An 18,679-nucleotide genomic window follows, 5' to 3' on the forward strand; every position below is an offset into this window, starting at 1 on the left:
GAGGTCCGGACGAAGACCTCGCGGAGGTGATCGGCATGACCGAGGTACTGCTCGCCGTGGGCACGCGAAAGGGCCTGTTCATCGGGCGGCGGCGGGACGGCGTCTGGGAATTCGACGAGAGTCCCCACTTCAACGCCCAGGCTGTCTACTCCGTCGCCATCGACGTCCGCGGCCCCGTCCCGCGGCTGCTGGCCGGCGGGGACAGCGCCCACTGGGGCCCGTCGGTGTTCCACTCCGACGACCTCGGCCGCACCTGGACCGAACCGGCCCGCCCCGCCGTGCGGTTCCCCAAGGACACCGGCGCCTCCCTGGAGCGGGTGTGGCAACTGCACCCGTCCGCCGCCGAGCCCGACGTGGTCTACGCGGGCACGGAACCGGCGGCGCTGTACCGCTCCGAGGACCGCGGCGAGAGCTTCGAGCTGGTCCGCCCGCTGTGGGAGCACCCCACACGGTCGAAGTGGGTACCGGGCGGCGGCGGTGAGGGCCTGCACACCGTGGTGACGGACCGGCGCGATCCGCGGGCGGTCACCGTCGCCGTGTCGACCGCCGGGGTGTTCCGCACGGCCGACGGCGGAGCGAGCTGGGCGCCGTCCAACTCCGGGGTGTCCGCCGTGTTCCTGCCGGATCCGAACCCGGAGTTCGGCCAGTGCGTGCACAAGGTCACGCAGGACGCGGAGAACCTCGACCGGCTGTACCTGCAGAACCACTGGGGCGTGTACCGCAGCGACGACAAAGGCGCGCACTGGACGGACATCGGCGAGGGCCTGCCGTCGACGTTCGGCTTCACCGCGGCCGCCCACCCGCACCGCGGCGGCACCGCGTACGTCTTCCCCATCAACGCGGACGCGGACCGGGTGCCCGCCGGCCGCCGCTGCCGTGTGTTCCGCACCGCGGACGCGGGCCGGAGCTGGGAGCCGCTCGCGGCGGGCCTGCCCTCGGAGGACCATTACGGCACGGTGCTGCGCGACGCGCTGTGCACCGACGACGCGGACCCGGCCGGCGTCTACTTCGGCAATCGCAACGGCGAGGTGTACGCGTCAGCGGACGACGGCGACAGCTGGCGGCAACTGACCTCGCACCTGCCGGACGTGCTCTGCGTGCGGGCGGCGGTGATCGGTTGAATGATCCCTGTCGTGGTGCGAACGACAGCGAGGGGTTGGATCATGAACACACGCATGGATTCCCCACTGGCCAGGTCCGCAGTTCCGTTACGCCGCATGGCGCTGATGTTGCTTCCGTTCGCCGTGGGCGCGGCCGCCCATGCGATGGTCTTCGCCTTCGTTCGTTCCTTGCTGCCCGAACCCGTGGCCGTTCACTGGGACTTCAAGGGCAACGCCGACGGCACCACCACCTCACCGTTGAGGCTGCTGGGCCTGAGCGAGGGTGTGTTCGCGATGGAAGCAGTCGCCTTCATGGCGGCCTGCCTGCCGGTCCGGTCCGGACGGGGCGTACTCCCCGGCGTGTTCACCCTCGCCTGGGCCACCGCCGGGTTCACCTGCGCCTTCTCCCTCACTTCCCTGCTGGCCCACGCGGGCCACGACCACTACACCGAGGCCGAATTCCCCACTGCCGCCCATTGGCTGATCGCCGCGGCCGTGACGGCCGCAGCCGGGGGGCTGGGCCACCTGCTCTCCCGCGCCGCCACCGCCCGGGAGTCGCGGTGAACTCCACGTCCGCAGCGCCCGGTCGCGCTGGACCCACGCCGTCGTCCCACGTCGAGGTACTGGCGGCCAGGATCCGGGTGAAAGGACATTTACGGCGTCACGCGGGGTTCGCCCACTCTTCGCGCAGCATTCCAAAGAGCACGCGGTCGTAGCGCTCCCCCTCCACCAGCACAGCCGACCGGCGGCGGCCTTCCTCGCGGAAGCCCAGCCTGGTGAAGGCACGCACGGCGCGCTCGTTGCCGCTCCAGGTGTCCAGCTCCAACCGGCTCAAGCAGTAGGCGCCGAACAGGTGGTCCACGAGCAGCCGCAACGCGTCACTGCCGTGGCCGCGGCCCCAGAACTCCCGCTCGCCGATGGTGACTCCCAGCGTGGCCACTCCGGCGTACGGGTCGAGGTCCCGGTAGTCGGCCATCCCTATCACCTTCCCGCCCGCCAGGTCCTCGACCGTGAACACAGCCGACTCCCTCGGGCTCAGCCGCAGCATGGTGTCGAAGCTCAGCCCGATCGCTTCCGCTGTGACGGGGCCGAAACACGGGTCACCACCTGTGGCCCAGCGCACCACCTCTGGGTCATTGCGCCACCGGAGATGGTGCTCAGCGTCTTCGGAGACCAGCGCGCGCAGTCTTACCAGCTTTCCTTCGAACATCGGGTAACCCTAATCGATCACTCAGGAGACCGGCGGGTACTTCCCTGTCCAGCTTGACCAGGAACTTTTGACTTCCGTTGACTCCGCAGCCCGGTGCCGCCGTGCGTGTACGAAGGCCCGCCAGATCGGGGAGACGGCCGACTGCACGTCCGCCCGGTGACCCGAACGAAAGCCCCTACGGAAGCCGCCAGTCCACCGGCTCGGCCCCCTGGCGCTGAAGGAGGTCGTTGGCCCGGCTGAACGGGCGTGAGCCGAAGAAGCCCCGGTCCGCGGACATGGGCGAGGGGTGCGCCGACTCGATCGCCGGATACTCGCCGAGCAGCGGACGCAGATTGCGCGCGTCCCGCCCCCACAGGATCGACACCAGCGGCCGCTCCCGCGCGACGAGGGCGCGGATGGCCTGCTCGGTCACCTCCTCCCAGCCCTTGCCCCGGTGCGCGCCCGGCTTGCGCGGGGCCGTGGTGAGCGCCCTGTTGAGCAGCAGTACGCCCTGCCGGGTCCACGGGGTCAGATCGCCGTTGGAGGGCCTGGGCAGGCCGAGATCCGAGTTCAGCTCCCGGTAGATGTTCTCCAGGCTGCCCGGCAGCGACCGCACCTCCGGCGCCACCGCGAAGCTCAGGCCGATCGCCATTCCCGGCGTCGGATAGGGATCCTGACCAACAATCAGGACCCTTACGTCGTCGAAGGGTTGCTGGAACGCCCGCAGAACGTTCGCTCCCGCCGGGAGATACGTCCGGCCGGCCGCGACCTCGGCGCGCAGGAAGTCGCCCATGCCCGCGATACGTCCGGCCACCGGTTCCAGGGCCTTCGCCCAGCCGGCCTCTACTAGTTCATGCAACGGTCGTGGTGCCACGCCGTGTCACTCTAGCGGCCCACACCGACAACACCTGCCCTCGGACCGTCCCCTGCGGCCGTCCGCGGGCGCTAGTGTTCCTCCTCGACCAAGGCCATCGAGCCGACCGGGCGGACCGCGCGGCCGGCCTCCAGGGGGAAGGAGCCCGGTGCCGCCAGTGCCCAAACCGCCCCCTCACTCGGCCGGATTCCTCGCCGTGGACTCGGGCGGCTCCGGACTCCGGGCCGTCGTCGGTGTGCCCGAGCGCGGACCGCTGGCCCGAGGGGAGTCCGGTGAGCCGGTGCGCACCGGCGCGCGGGGCATCGACCCCGGGCATCTCATGCAGCAACTGGTGCCCATGGCACGGGCGTTGGCCACCGAGGCCGGCGTGGGGCGGCTGGAGACGGCCGTACTGGGGGCAGCCGGGCTCGCCACCCTGGGCGACGCGCTGCGCGCCGAACTGCCCGGAGCGCTGGCACGGCACCTGGGCGTACGCAGGGTCGCGCTGGTCGCCGACGCGGTCACCGCCTACACCGGCGCCCTGGGTCCCCGCCCCGGCGCGGTCGTCGCCGCCGGGACCGGTCTGATCGCGATCGGCACCGATCTCAAAGGCTGGCGGCGGGCGGACGGCTGGGGGCATCTGCTCGGCGACTGCGGCAGCGGAGCGTGGATCGGACGCGCGGGCCTGGAGGCCGCGCTGCGCGCCCACGACGGGCGGGACGGTGGCTCGGCGCGGCTGCTATCCCGCGCCGAGGAGGCGTTCGGGCCGATGGCGGAACTGCCCGGCAGGCTCTACCCGCGCTCCGACCGGGCCGCCGTCCTGGCCACCTTCGCACCCGAGGTGGCGGCCTGCGCGGCCGACGACCCCGTCGCGGCCGGTGTGCTGCGCGCGGCGGCCCGGCACATGGCCGAGTCCGCCGCGGCCGTCTGCCCACGCTCGGGAGAGCCGCTGCTCGCCCTGACCGGCGGCCTGTTCAAGCTGGGCGACCCGGTCCTCGTACCGCTGGAGAAGGAACTCTCCGAGCGGCTCCCGCACGCACGGCGGGTACGCGCCGAGGGCGACCCGCTGCACGGCTGCGTGCGCATCGCGACCGACCTGGCCGGCGACGTCCTCGCCCTTCCGGCTGATGAGAAGTTGCTGTACACGCCTCCCCCACAAGGGGATTGATCCCCCGCGTCCACATCTGCCGGACAAATGCCCCAATAGGTGGCGCGAGTTGCCGGATCCGGCGCGAGACGGCCGGACCACGCCACGCATCGGTACGTAACCCATCAGACAAAACCGGACGGATACCGCTCACCTGCACCCTCCCCGAACAGGGGAACCTCAGAAGTTAGTAACATGCGGCGCCATGAGCTCCCCCACTGGGCCCGCGCCCGGCCTACCAGTACGAATGCCGCGCCCCCGCCAGCCGGGACGGCACCGCCGCCCCGAGCCGCTGGCGGCGCCCGAGGGCGCACCCGCTCTCGTCCTCGCGGTGCCGGGGACCCCTGGCGACGCCACGCGGGGCCTCGCCGAGGAGGTCGTGAGCATCGCCCGTTCCGAGCTGCCCGGCCTCGACGCCCGGATCGGCTACCTCGACGGTGACGACGCCGACCACCCGACCGTGCAGTCCGTGCTCACCCGCGCGGCCGAGGAGCGGACCGCCCGTTACGAGCAGGCCGTCGCCGCCGGCGCGGACATCAAGGAGCCCGACGGTCCCGTCGCGGTCGTGGTGCCGCTGCTGGCCGGCCCGGACAACGCGCTGCTGCGCCGGATCCGTCAGGCCGTCATGGACAGCCGGGTCGCCGCCGAGCTGACCGACGTGCTCGGCCCCCACCCTCTGCTCGCCGAGGCGCTGCACGTCCGGCTGTCGGAGGCGGGCCTGGCCCGCGCCGACCGCGCCCGCCTGTTCACCGTGGCGACCGCGGCGGACGGAATCATCCTGGCCTCGGTCGGCGGCGACGAGGCCGTGCAGGCGGCCGGGATCACCGGCATGCTGCTCGCCGCCCGCCTCGCCGTGCCGGTGATGGCGGCCGCTCTCGACCAGGACGGCTCGATCGCCTCCGTCGCCGAGCAGCTGCGGACCGCGGGCTCCCAGCAGCTCGCCCTGGCGCCGTACCTGATCGGCCCGGAGATCGACGCCGAGCTGGTCCAGGCCGCCGCCGAGGAGGCAGGCTGTGCCGCCGCAGAGGCGCTCGGCCCGTACCCGGCGATCGGCAAGCTCGCCCTGGCCGCCTACACGACGGCCCTGGGCATCGCCCCGCAGCAGCCGCAGGGCGCACCGGCCCACTGACCCTCGCAGCCTTCACCCCGTACGACCTGAGGCCCGCTCCTCGCCATCCGAGGGGCGGGCCCTTCGCCGTGCCGACCGCGCCGACCGCGCCACCGGCCGGGCCCTCAGGTTCGTCCAGGGTCGTCCGTGTTCATTCGGGTCGTCGGTGCCGCCCGCGTTGTTCGCGTCGTCCGGGTCGTTCAGCTCGTTCGTGTCGTGCCGGCGGCCGGGCGGGCGTGTGGGCGTGTGGGCGTGTGGGCGTGTGGGCGTTCAGCCGAAGACCACGCAGGACGCCGCCACCACCGCGACCTTCCCGGCCCTCGCGGGCAGCCCCGTCTCCTCGTCCACGGCGAACCAGGTCACGTCCCCGGAGCGCTCGTTGGCGACGTACAGGAAGCCGTCGGAGAAGGTCAGCGCCCGGGGCCAGTGGCCGCCGCACGGTACGCACCCGACCAGCCGCAGCCGCTCACCGTCCGCCTCGACCGCGAACACGGACAGGACGTCCTCGCCGCGCGTCGCGGTCCACAGGAACCGGCCGTCCGGCGCCACCACGATGCCCGAGGGATAGGCGTCGTGGGCCGGGGCGTCCGGCAGGACCGGATTCTCGGTCAGGGGCTTGAGCGAGCCCTCGGCGGCGTCCCAGCGGCAGACCGTGACGGTGGGTCTCAGTTCGTTGACGACATAGGCGTACCCGCCGTCCGGGTGGAACGCCATGTGGCGGGGCCCGGAGCCGGGCCACAGCGCGATCTCCCGGTGCACGGCGAGCCGCCCGTCCGCCAGCGCGCACACCCGGACCGAGTCGGTGCCGAGGTCCACACTGACGGCCCAGCGGCCGCTCGGGTCCGGCTGCACCTGGTGGGCGTGCGGACCGCGCTGGCGGCGCTCGTGCGGGCCCGAGCCGGTGTGCCGCAGCACGTCAGAGGCAGCCGGGGCCAGGCGCCCGTCGGCGCGGACGGGAACGGTGCTGACGCTGCCGGAACCGTAGTTGGCCGTCAGGACATGCCCGTCGAGCAGGCTCAGGTGGGTGGGGCCGCTGCCTCCGACGCTCACCGGCGGCCCGGTCAGCTCGACCGTCTCGCCCTTCACACGGTAGGCCGCCACGGCGCCCTCGGCCGTCTCGCTCACCGCGTAGAGCGTGCCGCCGTCGCGGGACAGGGCCAGGTACGAGGGGTCGAGGACGCCGTCGACGCCGCTGAGCACGGTCAGCCCCCCGCCGTCCTCGGACACCGCCGCGGTGACGACCCCTGGGCCTCCCGCCGCCGTGAACGACCCGATGAACGCCCGCCGCCTACCGCCGTGTGCCACCACTGGTCCCCTCTCGGTCGTCCCGTCCGAGCGACGGTAGCAGTCACCCCCGTTCGGTCTAGACCAAGTCGCGGTGTGGCCCGCCTCGTGCCGTTGGCGTCACGGTGCCGTCGGCGTCACGCACCCACCATCGGCGAGCCCGACGGCGCCCGCAGCGGCGTGGCCAGTTCCGCCAGGGCGTGTTCCAGGGCGTGGAGATGGGTGAGGGCGGCTTCCGCGGCCGTCGGCCGGGGATGGGCGGGGGCGGCCCGCGGAACGGTGCGGGCGTCATCGTCGATGAGGGCCTCCACCGCGCTCTCCACGCGGCGGCACACGGCGGCCAGCCGCTCGTCGTGGGAGGCCTCCGGATCGGCGGCGACGGCGACGAGGCCGCGGATCTCGCGAGCGCAGTCGTCGAGCAGGGCGAGCACCTGCCGGGCGCGCCGCCGGCGGCCGCGCATCGGGTTCAGCGGGTGCACGAGCGGGGCGACGGAGAGCCGCACCCGGCCGAGCAGCTGCTCCAGTTCGGCGACGCGAGGTGCCGGGTCGTCGCCGATGGTACCGGCGAGCCGGGCCGCGGCCTCGGCCGTGCACGCGTGGACACAGCGCAGGGCCCGCTGGATCCAGGCGTCCGTGACGGCGTGGGTGGTGACGGGCAGCACGAAGAGCACGGCCAGCCAGGCGCCGAGCGCGCCGACGGCCGTCTCCCCGAGCCGCAGGGCGAGCAGCCCGGGCACGAGGACGCCGAGCAGGCCGTAGAGCGCCGTGGCGAGCACCGTGACCCAGAGCATCATCCAGGTGTAGGACACGGCGGCCGTGTAGAAGATGCCGAAGACGCAGACGGCGACCAGGACGGCGGTGGGGAGCGCGGCCCCGTGCAGCGGGACGACGACCAGGGCGGCCAGGCCGATGCCCAGCACCGTGCCGAGGACCCGGCGGAAGCCGCGGACCAGGGTCTCGCCGCGCGAGGCGGTGTTCACGAACACCCACCAGGTGGCGCCGACGGCCCAGTACCAGCGGTCCCCGGACACCAGCTGGCCCACGACGAGCGCGAAGCAGGCGCCCGCGGTCGCCTGCACGGCCTGCCGGGTGGACACCCGGTCCAGTCCGCGGCCGCCCAGGCCGGCGGGAGCGGCCGCGGCGGGCAGCCGGCGCTCGTAGCACCACACGCCGAAGCGCACCACCGCCGCGGTGAGCACGGACAGCAGGACGGCGGCGGACACCTCGGCCAGTTGCCCGGTCCTGGTGTGCAGGAACTGCGCCACGAAGAAGGTCATGAACGCGAACACGCCGAGGCTGTGGCCGCGCGGCCCCCAGCGACGCGCGTACACGCCCGCGCCGACCACGGCGAGGAAGGCGAGGTCGCGTGCCATCGGATGGTCGTGGAGTGCGGCCGCGACGGCGAGCACGGGCAGGCCGGCGACCGGCAGCAGCACGGTGGTGACGAGCTGTCCGCGCACCGCGGGGTCGGTGACGGTGAACAGGGCGAGCAGCGCGGCGAGCCCGCCGGTGACGGCACCCGGCAGCGAGTATCCTGCCAGCCCGCAGACGGCGACCGCCAGGCCGATGCCGAGGACGGCCCTGGCGGCGAAACGCAGCCGTGTCCGCCCCGGGTCCGGAGCCACGAACACCCTCTTCAGCACTGCTTACCGCCCCCTGTGGAAGACACCCGGAACGCCGGTGAACACCGGCATGAGAAAGGCGCCGCGGGGATCCGCAGCGCCGTCGACGTGTCCATGAGAGCATCCCCGGCACCCCTGGCTCAAACGAACCCGGCATCACTGAGCCATTGGCGCATTCGGACACATCATCAACGCACTGGCAGCGAGCCAATGGACCACGGACACTGGTCCACCCGGAAGGCTTTCCAGTGAGCCATTGGTACAGTCGGCGTCGATCACCGATCTGGGAGGAGACCCCCGTCGCCATGGCCGTGGACGAACTCGACACCCGCATTCTTCGGCTGCTTCTGGAGCAGCCGCGCACCAGCGTGCGCGAGTGCTCCCGCATTCTGGGTGTCGCGCGGGGCACCCTCCAGGCCCGCCTCGACCGCCTCGAACGGGACGGCGTGATCACCGGTACGGGTCCCGCCCTCTCCCCCGTCGCGCTCGGCCACCCGGTCCTGGCGTTCGTGCACATCGAGGTCACCCAGGGCCATCTGGACGATGTCGGGGAGGCGCTGGCCGCCGTACCGGAAATCGTCGAGGCGTTCTCCATCACCGGCGGAGGCGACCTGCTCACCCGTGTCGTGGCGCGCGACAACGCCCACCTGGAGGACGTCGTCCAGAAGCTCATCAGCCTGCCGGGCGTGGTGCGCACCCGTACGGAGGTGGCGTTGCGCGAGCGGGTCCCGTTCCGGCTGCTGCCGCTGGTGGAGTCGATCGGCCGCGGCGTGCGGGCGTGATGCGGGGGCGAGACTCAAGGGCTGTGGCTGCCCCTGTGAGGTGACTGACCAGGGAGGCTGTGACACAGGGGGCGACGGCACGGGGCCGGTGATGCAGAGGGCGGCTACGCCCCGCGGCCCGGCCTGCCCCGCCCGCCGCTCCTACCGCCGCCCGAGCCGCCGGAGCCACCCGAGCCGCCGCGCCGGTTGCGGGCCGCGGGGCCGTCCGCACGGCCGGTCGTCCTGCCGGAGCGGCCCGCGGCCTGGCCCGTACGGCCGCCCGCCTTGCCGCCGGTCTTTCCCCCGGCCTTTCCGCCGGTCGTTCCCCCAGCTTTTCCGCCGGTCTTTCCGCTGGTGGCGGGCTTGCGGCGGGTATCCGCCGCCTCCGCACGCCGGTCCTTGCGCCCCGGCTGCTCCTCGGACGGGGCCTGGGCGCGGCCCCGGGTGCTGTTCACGGTCCGGCCGCGCACGATCCCGATGAAGTGCTCCACCAGGTCGGTGTGCGCCTCCTCCGGCCAGCACAGCGCGATGCCCGACTGCGGGGCGTCGGCGACCGGCCGGTAGGTGAGGTCCCTGCGGTGGTGGAGGCGGGCCAGCGACTGGGGGACGACGAGCAGCCCCACTCCGGCCGCCACCAGTTCGACGGCGTCGGCCGTGGTGGCGGGACGCTCGAAGGCCTCCTCGCCGGGCGGCCGTTCCCAGCCGAGGACGTCGTCGAGCGGATGGAGGACGACCTCGTCGGCCAGGTCCGCCACGGACACCTCGTCCACGGCCGTCACGAGATGGTCCTTGGGGACGATCACCACCGTGGTCTCGGTGTACAGGGGGATCGCGCTGAAGTAGGTACGGTCCACCGGCAGGCGTACGAGCCCCGCGTCCGCCGCGCCGCCGCGCAGCACGTCGGCGACCTCGGCGGCCGGAACCTGTACGAGGGCGAGGGGGACGTCCGGCAGGCGCTCGTTCCAGATGCGCGCCCACTTGGCGGGCGTCGCCCCGGGGACGTACGCGAGCCGGAACGAGGCAGATGCATCCGAGCCGGTCACGCCGCCAGGTTACCCGGCGTGGTCGGCCCTCCCGTCCGGGGTCGATAGTCTGGACACCATGAAGTCGCACCAGACCGCCCAGACGATGAAGCCCGCCACCGCGGCGAAGAAGCTGGGTGTGCACCTCCCCGCCACGCCCGCCGAGTTCCAGGAGGGCGTCGTCTCGCGTGCCGAGCTCAACGAGCTCCAGGCCGATCCGCCCGAGTGGCTGCGGGACCTGCGACGCGACGGCCCCCACCCGCGTCCGGTGGTCGCGGCCAAGCTGGGTGTCTCCATCTCCGGTCTCGCGCGCGGCGGGGTCACCGAGGCGCTGACCACCGAGCAGATCGAGGCGCTGAAGCAGGAGCAGCCCGAGTGGCTGGAGAAGGAGCGCGCCACGCAGGCCGAGGTGCGCAAGGAGACGGCACGCCTGAAGCAGCGCGACGCGGAACGCGCCGAGCAGGACACGGAGTAACCGCCGGGTCACTGACCTGCCGACGGAGCCGACGGCGGGAAAACGCGTGGACAGCCTCCCGCCCCGCCCGGCAAAGTAACCACCCGTGACGAGCAGCGAACTGTGGAGCCGCGAAACCGCCGAACGCTACGACGCCGGGGAGGCCGAGAGGTCCTCGGCCTCCTTCCTCGGACCGACTCTCGACTTCCTCTCCGAACTCGCCGGTGACGGGCGGGCGTTGGAGTTCGCCATGGGGACCGGACGCGTCGGCCTCCCGCTCCGGGAACGCGGAGTGCCCGTGGTGGGCATCGAACTGTCCGAGCACATGGCGGCGGTCCTACGGCGCAAGATCGACGAGGACAGGCTCCCGGTCGCCCTCGGGGACATGGCCACGACCACCGTCCCCGGCGAGTTCACCCTGGTCTACCTCGTCTACAACACGATCACGAACCTGCTCACCCAGGACGAGCAGGTCGAGTGCTTCCGCAACGCCGCACGCCATCTGGCGCCCGGCGGCCGGTTCGTCATCGAGCTGGGCGTGCCGCCGCTGCGGTTCCTGCCGCCGGGGCAGGTCGCGGTGCCGTTCGACGTCTCCGACCGGCATCTCGGCTTCGACACCTTCGACCTCGTCGAGCAGATCCTCGTCTCGCACCACTTCAGCCGTGACGGCGAGGACGACGGCCGCTACCGCCGCACCGACTCCCGGCACCGGTACGCGTGGCCGGCGGAACTCGACCTGATGGCGCGGATCGCGGGGCTCGAACTGGACCGGCGCGTCGGCGACTGGGACGGGACGCCGTTCACCGACGACTCCGCGAAGCACATCTCCGTCTGGCGCAAGCCGGCTTGAGCCGTTCCGCCTCCTGTACTGCTCAGAGGCTGCCGACGACGCGGAGAACGTCCCCAGTGTCCACGCCGACATGCGAGGCCAGGGCGATGGCGCCGTCGAAGGTGACGTCGTCCCCCACAAGGCCGACGGCGGCCGGCGCCGGCGGAACCTTGCCGTGGTCGAGCAGCGCAGCCCACTGCTGCCGGCCGAGGCTGAGATAGCGAAGTCGGCGAGGTCGGCGAGGACGGTCAGGTCGGTTGTCCCGGCGCCCGTGAGGTCGAGACCGTGCAGGTGGGGGACGCTACGCAGCGGCGTGAGGTCGACCGCGGCGGTGGTCTTCAGGTCGAGCGACGCGAGGTGGGGGTGGCCCGCCAGCGGGCAGCAACGCACGGTGTGCGTTTCTGACGTTGACCTACCTGCTGGCCCGTGAGGGCATCGTCCTCGACCAGGTCGCCCTCGTTCGGCGTGTGCTCCGCAGGGCGGATGACGCGGAAGGGGCGCTCGGCCTGGCACGGGTGGTTGGCGTGCTCATGCGACGCGTACTGCCACCGGAGGGCCGGGCGCCAATCCGGGATGGCTGAAACAGCCAGGCTGGCATCAACTCGGCACTCCGGGAATCGCCTTCGGTCGGGATCCGTGGCCGGCCTGAGCGTCCGGAGAAGCAGTTCAGAGATCTTCGATGCGCAGTCTCCTCGTACCGTCCAGGCGGTCTCGCAGGTGAGCGATCGCCTTCTCCGGCTCGCCCTGATGCACCAGGCGTTCGGCCTCCGCGACCACATCGCCCAGCGTCCCGAACGAAACGCGGTCTTTTGCGGGGACAGTCTGCGGGGAGGGTTCGACGTCAGCTGTCTCAGGAAGGCCGCACAGCCTGATGACCTGGGCGCGGGCGCAGGCGTGCTCGTCAGGGTGACCGCCGTGCCGGGCGAAGTGATCGTCCAGGTACGCGAGAGCTTCGTCTGCTCGGTCGGCCTCGACGAAGATGCGGCAGAGCAGATGGATGATCCAGTCGGAGTCCCCGCCGACCGTCTCGGCCGCCCGGCCCAGTATCTCGATCGCTTCGTCGTGGCGGTCATTGCGCGCGAGAAGTTCAGCGAGTTCGAATACCGCATGAGGTTCTCCTGCTCTGCTGTACTGCCTCAACAGAGCAACCGCCTCCTCGATCCGGCCCCGTTCCTCCAGGAGTCGGGTGAGCGCGGTCCGGGCGTACTCGGCCCCGTCCTCGGTGAGACAGGCACGAAGCTCCGCCTCACGTCCGTGTCGGGCCAGCAGAGCGGCAAGTTGCCCGGCATGCCCGGCGAACACCATGCCGTCGACACTGACGTATTTCCTGAGCAGTACCGCCGCCTCGTCGACGCGACCCTGGCGTTCCAGGAGCGTGGCATGCAAGGGGACGGTGTCCCAGGCATCCGTCACCCACGGCTCGAACGGGACCGTCGCACCGACGCCGACGGGTGGGAGCAGGGCAGCGATCTCGCCATCACGGCCATGGCCCACGGTGACTTCCACCAGTACCTCGGCAAGGCAACTGTCGGCGGTCCGGGGACCGAGCAGTGCGAGGACCTGGTCGATGTCACCCTGCCGGGCCAGCACGCGCGCAAACTCGCACGCGGCCTCTCGGTGACCGGTGTCGGCGTGCGGACGCAACAGTTCGACGGCTTCGTCGAGCCGCTCCCAGTCGGCGAGCAGCCGGCCGACGGTACGGACAGCCGGCCACCACCCGGTGGAGGCGAACGGCTCCAGGAGCGTCAACGCCTCGGCCTGCCCGCCGGATCCACCGTCGGCCACTGCGGCTTCGGCGAGCCGGTGGGCGCAGAACCAGTCACCGCGAGCCGCGGCCTCGCGAAGTGTGCCGTGATAGCCATGCTTGTGGAGAGCCGCAGCGACGGCGGGTGGTATCCAGCCGTCGTACGTGCGGTGGCGGTGATCGAGGTCCGCTGAGTCCATGATCGCGAACTCTAGTGCCGCATCAGGCATGGTTCGCTCCAGTGATGGGGCTCGTGGCAGTGGCGGAACTCGCCCCTCGTCGGGTGGGCGCCCCGCTGGTGCGGTCAGTCGGGCGAGCCCGCGCTCCGCTCGCTCTCGAACTCCCAGGCGGAGGTGGGTCCCCGGATGAAAAAGTGGAAGTCCGGTGCGAGGGCCAGTTCCGAGTTGTCGTCCGCATCGAACCAGGCAACGGACGGTTCCCCGTATCGGCCGCAGGTCCCGTAGTCGAGCCCGATCCAGTAGTGCCCGTCACTCCAGACCAGCACCACTGCCGTGGGCAGGCCCCATTCCTCGACCAGGTACGGGCTGTCGAGCAGGGACAGCGTCCGCTCACGCTGACCAATACCCATCACGCTGCCGAACGGGATGGGGCAAGGCATTGGGCTCATGGGAGGTTACGGGGAGCCAGCCCTTCTACGGCAGATCTACCGTGTTGTCGATGAGCCGGGAGAGCGGTTGGCGCGCATGTGGTAACCGGGCTTGCTGGCAGGGTAGTTGACTATACGGTCGATTCGGGACATGGGGCCCGGAACGGAGCGAGCCGAAGGCCGGCGGGTCCGATGGGTGAAACGGGGGACACATGCCGAGAGCCGACAGGCGACGTCGCGTCCTTGTGTGGGGCGGGGCCGGCGGAGGAGTGGCCACGGTCGCAGGCCTCGCGCTGCTGTGGCAACCGGGGCAGACGCTGGCCTGGGGGGCCGGCGTGTCAGCGGCTGCCGCGGCCGCGTACCTCAGTCAGGAAGCACCCAGACATCTCCAGGACACCCTGGCCCGGCGTAGGGCCAGGAGGGAGCTGACAGAGAGTCCCCCACTTGCCGTCACCGCAGAGATCAGGAACCACGACTACGTCACACTCGACCTCGGCGACCGCGTCGTAGACGTCCCGGCCGCCGGGCATACTGTCCGGATCGTCGTGACCTCGATGGGGCCTTCGGCCGTGGTGCTGATGGGGGTGCGTGCGGAGGTCTTGTCCCGCGAAGAGTTCCCGGGGAATCTCACCAGACACGCGGCCGAAGTTCCGGTGCGGCATTTCGAGGCTTCCCTCGACGCCGACCCGCCGGAGGTGCGCGCCTTGGGCGAAAGTGACTTCCCTTACCGAATCGCCGCGGACGAGTCCGAGATCTTCGACCTCCTCGTCAGCACCGAGCGCGCCCTCGTGCAGTGGGTGCTGTGGTTGGACTGGACGTCCGCGGGCCGCCGGGGCAGTACCCGCGTCGACCTCCAGGGTCACGCGTTCCGTACTGCCGGACGTCAGCTGGGCGGAGTCTGATGGCCAAGACTTGGCACCGTGTCGGCACTGTCATCCTGGGCGCGGCACTGCCCGCAGTGGTCGGCGGCGCCGTCCTCGCCGCAACGGGGGTGCACGCATGGGCGCCCTACCTCTCGGTGACCGCCGTATCAGCTCTTTCCGTGCTCATGGCGATGGTGCGACACCGGCGGCGGCGCCCCGGCCCGGCGACGGACCCCGTCCGCCGGGCGAAGGAACTCTCGGAAACGGAGGGCGCACCCGAACGGGATCCCGGCTCGGTAAAGGCCGTCTACGACATGACACGCCCCATCCGCCCCGTACCCGTTGAAGGGCTGCCGGACGACACCCCGTTCGTGGTGCGGGCCGCCGTGCACAGTCAGCTCATGCACATCGCCTCGCCGGGGCTGCTGGGTAACTCCGAGGCGGTCAACATCCCTCTGACCGGGCACAACCTGCTAGTCTCCCTGACCGCCACGGGGGAGGACGAGATCGTTCTGCGGTCACTGCGGGCCGAGGTGACGGACCGTCTGCCCCTGCTGGCCGACGGCTCCTCGCTCGCCCGGTCGCGGATGCCTGATATGGCCATGAGCTCCGACCTGCTGGAGTCCGCCCAGCGCGCGGTCCGGGCATACCGGCGCCTGCTCAGTCCCGATGTCGCGATCTTCCTGGACCGCTCACCCGTCACCGAGCTGGCGGAACTTGGCGCGGAGCCCGTTCTGCCGCTGACCGTCGCCCCAGGTGGGAGTGCCACCCTCACCTGCGCACCCGTGACGGAGGACGGGCGGTGGGTGCGATGGCGGCTGACGGCGGAGATCGATTGTGCGGGGCACATCTGGCGGCCCTGGTGGGAACTCACGGTCACCGCCTCTACGGGCTTCTCACTCTTCAGCCCTCACGCCGCACCGGTGCCCCAGCCCGTGCACAAGCTCTACCCCGACCACTATGCCCCAGGGGACCCGGACAGACAGCGGGCCGCCGAATCGACGGCGGTGCGGTTCTTCGACCTGACCGGCCACACCTCGCAGGACGGCGAGGGATTGATGTCGATGCCGTCGCGGCCTGACCCGGACCCGGAGCCGCCCGACGCCGCAAAGGCCATCCGGCGCGCCGCCGGCCTGGCGCGTGCCGGAGACCTTCACGGTGCCGCCGAGGCCTACCGGGCGGCGGCTGAGGCAGGCAGCGGGCAGGCCGCCTATCTGCTGGGAAGGCTGTCACAGGACCGGGGAGACCACGACGGTGCGGTGCTCTGGTACGCGAAGGCTGCAGCCCGCCGTGTCCCCGCCGCGTACAACAACCTCGGCATGCTCGCCCTGCTGCGCGGCGATATCGACACAGCCGAGCACTGGTACCGCCGGGCGATGGACGTCGGTGACTGGGCGGCGGCTGTGGGTCTTGGCGTCCTGCTGTCGCAGCGAGGGGACGAGGCACAGGCCGAGGAACTGTGGCGGCTCGCCGGCAATCAGGGCACTCCGAACGCACATTACAACCTCGCGGTCCTCTACGAACGGCAGGGCAGGCTGCTCGAGGCCGAGGAACTCTTCACACGGGCCGCCGAGGCGGGTGACATACAGGCGGCCGTGCACGTCGGCTTCCGCTGCCACGAAACCGGCGATCGAACAGGGGCGAAGCGATGGTGGCGTAAGGCAGCCGACGCGGGCAGTGCGGATGGAACCTTCTATCTGGGGTTGCTGCTCGTGGGTGTAGGGCAAGTCAGGCAAGGGGAGCAGTTGCTGGAGCGTGCCGCCGAACGTTTGGGCACGCCGGGACAGGGGGTCACACGGACGTCGGGGCCCGACGCGGCGAGCACCCACCGAACAGAAGAGACCGCCACGTCAGGTGAGGTCTACGCCGCGTACCACCTCGGGCTGCTCCACTGGGGGCGGCACGACGTCGAAGCCGCTGTCGTGTGGTGGACCCGTGCCGCGGGGGCCGGCCACCCTGATGCCGTGTTCCGGCTGTGCGACCTGTACCTGAACGTACGAGGGGACCTCGCAGAGTGCCTGCGCTGGGCGTCCTTCGCGCTGGAGCTGGAGGGTGTGGAGGACGGTCAGCTGGAGTCTCTCGCAACGTGGATGTGCGCGATCGCGGAACAGCTGGTCGAAACGGCAGGTGCGTACGAGCCTGACCCGGCGGCTGCCGCGGGAGCCTGCTTCGTGGCGGCCGGGGCATACCGGCGCCTTACCACCCACGATGATGCCTACCGTGCGGCATGGGAAGACAGCGTTCAGCGTCTGGCAAACCTGGCCGAGCGGTCCGGCTCGTGGCAAGCGCAGGTAATGGCTGCGAGTGCCGAGGCTGATTTCCAATAGCAGGAGGAGGTGAACAGGTCGCCTGCGCCGTCGGCCTCGATCGCCGCCCGCACCTCGTTGAGCAGTTCCTCGCCGATGCGCTCGATTGCCCGGTACAGCAACCGCAACGCGGGGAGTTGAAGAACTGGGTGACCGCCCGGCGGGGCATTTACCGCATCCGTCACCCCGGGAATGATCCCGATCAGCCGAGGAAGCTCAGCCGCACCTGCCGGTTCGGATTGTCCTTGTTCGTGTCCACCAGGCACACCGACTGCCATGTGCCCAGTTCCAGTCGGCCGCCGAGGACCGGGACCGTCGCGTGCGGCGGCACGATGGCCGGCAGGACGTGGTCGCGGCCGTGGCCGGGGCTGCCGTGGCGGTGCTGCCAGCGGTCGTCGGCGGGCAGCAAGGTGTGCAGGGCGGCGAGGAGGTCGTCGTCGCTGCCCGAGCCGGTCTCGATGATCGCGATGCCGGCGGTGGCGTGCGGCACGAACAGGTTCAGCAGGCCGTCCCGGCCGGCCGCGGTCTCCTGGAGGAAGGCCTCGCAGTCACGGGTGAGGTCGACGACCGTCTCCCGGGAACCGGAGGCCACGTTCAGCACTCGGGTGGTGAAGGCAGGTGACATGTCCTCCATCCTCCTCGATCCCCGGGGAAGATCGGCGCATCCGGCGCGGTTGGGAGGAACGTGAACACCCTTCGTGAGGTCGACGTGGTCGTCGTGGGCGCCGGTCAGGCAGGTCTGTCCAGCGCCTATCACCTGCGACGCACCGGCTTCGAGCCGGACCGCGACTTCGTCGTCCTCGACCGCCCCGCGGGTCCGGGCGGTGCCTGGCAGTTCCGGTGGCCGTCACTGACGTACGGCAAGGTGCACGGGATGCACGCGCTGCCGGGGATGGAGCTGACCGGCGCCGATCCCGCGCGACCGTCGTCGGAGGTCGTCGCCGCGTACTTCGCCGACTACGAAGGCGCCTTCGACCTGCGGGTGCGGCGGCCCGTGGAAGTCACCGCGGTCAGGGAGGGACCCGGCGGGCGGCTGCTCGTCGAGACCTCCGACGGCACCTGGGCGACGCGGGCGCTCATCAACGCGACCGGAACCTGGGACCAGCCGTTCTGGCCGCGGTACCCGGGTCAGGAGACCTTCCGCGGGCGGCAGTTGCACACCGCGCAGTACGCCGGTCCCGAGGACTTCACCGGACAGCGCGTGGTCGTGGTGGGCGGCGGCGCGTCCGGCACCCAGCACCTGCTGGAGATCGCCCCGTACGCGGCCGCCACGACCTGGGTGACCCGACGGCCGCCGGTCTTCCGCGACGGCCCGTTCGACGAGGACGCGGGGCGTACGGCGGTGGCCCTGGTCGAGGAGCGGGTCCGGCAGGGGCTGCCGCCCAGGAGTGTCGTCTCGGTGACGGGACTTCCGCTGAACGACGCCGTCCGGCAGGGGCTGCAGGACGGCGCCCTGGACCGGCGGCCGATGTTCGACCGGATCACCCCCGACGGGGTGTGGTGGGCGGACGGGCAGCGGGTGACGGCCGACGTCATCCTCTGGGCGACCGGGTTCCGGGCCTCGCTGCGCCATCTGACGCCGCTCGGGCTGCGCGAACCGGGTGGCGGCATCCGGGTGGACGGCACCCGGGCGGTCGCCGATCCCCGGATCCACCTGGTCGGCTACGGTCCTTCGGCCAGCACGATCGGCGCCAACCGGGCCGGCCGCGCCGCCGTCCGGGACATCAGGCGCCTGCTGGAGGAGAAGCCGGCCGCCGCGGCGTGACCAGTGCGAGCCGCCGCCGCGTGAG

The 18,679-nt window shown here is 71.8% G+C and carries 18 protein-coding genes; 10 read left to right on the top strand and 8 right to left on the bottom strand.

From position 1 onward, the window contains the following. The first annotated feature begins 35 nt into the window (after positions 1-35). Both OIE49_RS05485 and OIE49_RS05490 read left to right on the top strand, forming a co-directional pair. Entirely contained in the window at positions 36-1,121 is a 1,086-nt protein-coding gene (locus OIE49_RS05485; protein WP_326801327.1) for a WD40/YVTN/BNR-like repeat-containing protein, read from the top strand. Between the two features lie 96 nt (positions 1,122-1,217). Beyond that, a complete protein-coding gene (locus OIE49_RS05490; protein ID WP_326801328.1) occupies positions 1,218-1,664 on the top strand; it encodes a hypothetical protein in 447 nt (148 codons plus the stop codon). 97 nt (positions 1,665-1,761) lie between these two features. On the opposite strand, the gene OIE49_RS05495 is transcribed toward OIE49_RS05490, so the two are convergent. Continuing rightward, complete coding sequence (locus OIE49_RS05495; protein WP_326801329.1) at positions 1,762-2,310, bottom strand: GNAT family N-acetyltransferase; 549 nt, start codon at positions 2,308-2,310, stop codon at positions 1,762-1,764. Between the two features lie 175 nt (positions 2,311-2,485). Further along, positions 2,486-3,163 carry a uracil-DNA glycosylase gene (locus OIE49_RS05500; RefSeq protein ID WP_100567469.1) on the bottom strand — a complete coding sequence of 226 codons (678 nt, stop codon included), beginning with the start codon at positions 3,161-3,163 and terminating at the stop codon, positions 2,486-2,488. Positions 3,164-3,320: 157 nt separating this feature from the next. On the opposite strand from OIE49_RS05500, the gene OIE49_RS05505 reads away from it, so the two are divergent. Both OIE49_RS05505 and OIE49_RS05510 read left to right on the top strand, forming a co-directional pair. After that, complete coding sequence (locus OIE49_RS05505; RefSeq protein ID WP_326801330.1) at positions 3,321-4,310, top strand: N-acetylglucosamine kinase; 990 nt, start codon at positions 3,321-3,323, stop codon at positions 4,308-4,310. 184 nt (positions 4,311-4,494) lie between these two features. Next, positions 4,495-5,418 (top strand): sirohydrochlorin chelatase, encoded by a 924-nt coding sequence (locus OIE49_RS05510; protein WP_326801331.1) that lies wholly within the window; start codon positions 4,495-4,497, stop codon positions 5,416-5,418. 249 nt (positions 5,419-5,667) lie between these two features. On the opposite strand, the gene OIE49_RS05515 is transcribed toward OIE49_RS05510, so the two are convergent. Next, positions 5,668-6,702, bottom strand: a complete 1,035-nt coding sequence (locus OIE49_RS05515; RefSeq protein ID WP_326801332.1) for a lactonase family protein — start codon at positions 6,700-6,702, stop codon at positions 5,668-5,670. A gap of 116 nt (positions 6,703-6,818) precedes the next feature. After that, complete coding sequence (locus tag OIE49_RS05520) at positions 6,819-8,324, bottom strand: FUSC family protein (protein ID WP_326801333.1); 1,506 nt, start codon at positions 8,322-8,324, stop codon at positions 6,819-6,821. 284 nt (positions 8,325-8,608) lie between these two features. Between OIE49_RS05520 and OIE49_RS05525 the strand changes: the two genes are divergently transcribed. Then, complete coding sequence (locus tag OIE49_RS05525; RefSeq protein ID WP_326801334.1) at positions 8,609-9,085, top strand: Lrp/AsnC family transcriptional regulator; 477 nt, start codon at positions 8,609-8,611, stop codon at positions 9,083-9,085. A 104-nt stretch (positions 9,086-9,189) separates the two neighbouring features. On the opposite strand, the gene OIE49_RS05530 is transcribed toward OIE49_RS05525, so the two are convergent. Next, positions 9,190-10,107 carry a LysR substrate-binding domain-containing protein gene (locus tag OIE49_RS05530; protein ID WP_326801335.1) on the bottom strand — a complete coding sequence of 306 codons (918 nt, stop codon included), beginning with the start codon at positions 10,105-10,107 and terminating at the stop codon, positions 9,190-9,192. Between the two features lie 58 nt (positions 10,108-10,165). Here OIE49_RS05530 and OIE49_RS05535 point away from each other — a divergent pair, with 58 nt between their 5' ends. Both OIE49_RS05535 and OIE49_RS05540 read left to right on the top strand, forming a co-directional pair. Beyond that, positions 10,166-10,561: a DUF5997 family protein gene (locus OIE49_RS05535; RefSeq protein WP_326801336.1), complete on the top strand. Its 396-nt coding sequence runs from the start codon at positions 10,166-10,168 to the stop codon at positions 10,559-10,561. 85 nt (positions 10,562-10,646) lie between these two features. Continuing rightward, positions 10,647-11,390: a class I SAM-dependent DNA methyltransferase gene (locus OIE49_RS05540; protein WP_326801337.1), complete on the top strand. Its 744-nt coding sequence runs from the start codon at positions 10,647-10,649 to the stop codon at positions 11,388-11,390. 645 nt (positions 11,391-12,035) lie between these two features. Here OIE49_RS05540 and OIE49_RS05545 read toward each other — a convergent pair. Both OIE49_RS05545 and OIE49_RS05550 read right to left on the bottom strand, forming a co-directional pair. Beyond that, positions 12,036-13,343 carry a tetratricopeptide repeat protein gene (locus OIE49_RS05545; RefSeq protein ID WP_326801338.1) on the bottom strand — a complete coding sequence of 436 codons (1,308 nt, stop codon included), beginning with the start codon at positions 13,341-13,343 and terminating at the stop codon, positions 12,036-12,038. Between the two features lie 74 nt (positions 13,344-13,417). Next, a complete protein-coding gene (locus tag OIE49_RS05550; RefSeq protein WP_326801339.1) occupies positions 13,418-13,732 on the bottom strand; it encodes a hypothetical protein in 315 nt (104 codons plus the stop codon). 257 nt (positions 13,733-13,989) lie between these two features. Here OIE49_RS05550 and OIE49_RS05555 point away from each other — a divergent pair, with 257 nt between their 5' ends. Together OIE49_RS05555 and OIE49_RS05560 are read left to right on the top strand one after the other, a co-directional pair. Next, entirely contained in the window at positions 13,990-14,622 is a 633-nt protein-coding gene (locus OIE49_RS05555; protein ID WP_326801340.1) for a hypothetical protein, read from the top strand. 362 nt (positions 14,623-14,984) lie between these two features. After that, complete coding sequence (locus OIE49_RS05560; protein ID WP_326801341.1) at positions 14,985-16,910, top strand: tetratricopeptide repeat protein; 1,926 nt, start codon at positions 14,985-14,987, stop codon at positions 16,908-16,910. A 181-nt stretch (positions 16,911-17,091) separates the two neighbouring features. Here the strand turns inward: OIE49_RS05560 and OIE49_RS05565 are convergent, their stop codons facing one another. Next, positions 17,092-17,514 carry a secondary thiamine-phosphate synthase enzyme YjbQ gene (locus tag OIE49_RS05565; RefSeq protein ID WP_326801342.1) on the bottom strand — a complete coding sequence of 141 codons (423 nt, stop codon included), beginning with the start codon at positions 17,512-17,514 and terminating at the stop codon, positions 17,092-17,094. Positions 17,515-17,574: 60 nt separating this feature from the next. Between OIE49_RS05565 and OIE49_RS05570 the strand changes: the two genes are divergently transcribed. Then, positions 17,575-18,654 carry an NAD(P)-binding domain-containing protein gene (locus OIE49_RS05570; RefSeq protein WP_326801343.1) on the top strand — a complete coding sequence of 360 codons (1,080 nt, stop codon included), beginning with the start codon at positions 17,575-17,577 and terminating at the stop codon, positions 18,652-18,654. The last annotated feature ends 25 nt before the right edge of the window (positions 18,655-18,679 follow it).

The sequence above is a fragment of the Streptomyces sp. NBC_01788 genome, assembly GCF_035917575.1.
GTDB lineage: Bacteria > Actinomycetota > Actinomycetes > Streptomycetales > Streptomycetaceae > Streptomyces.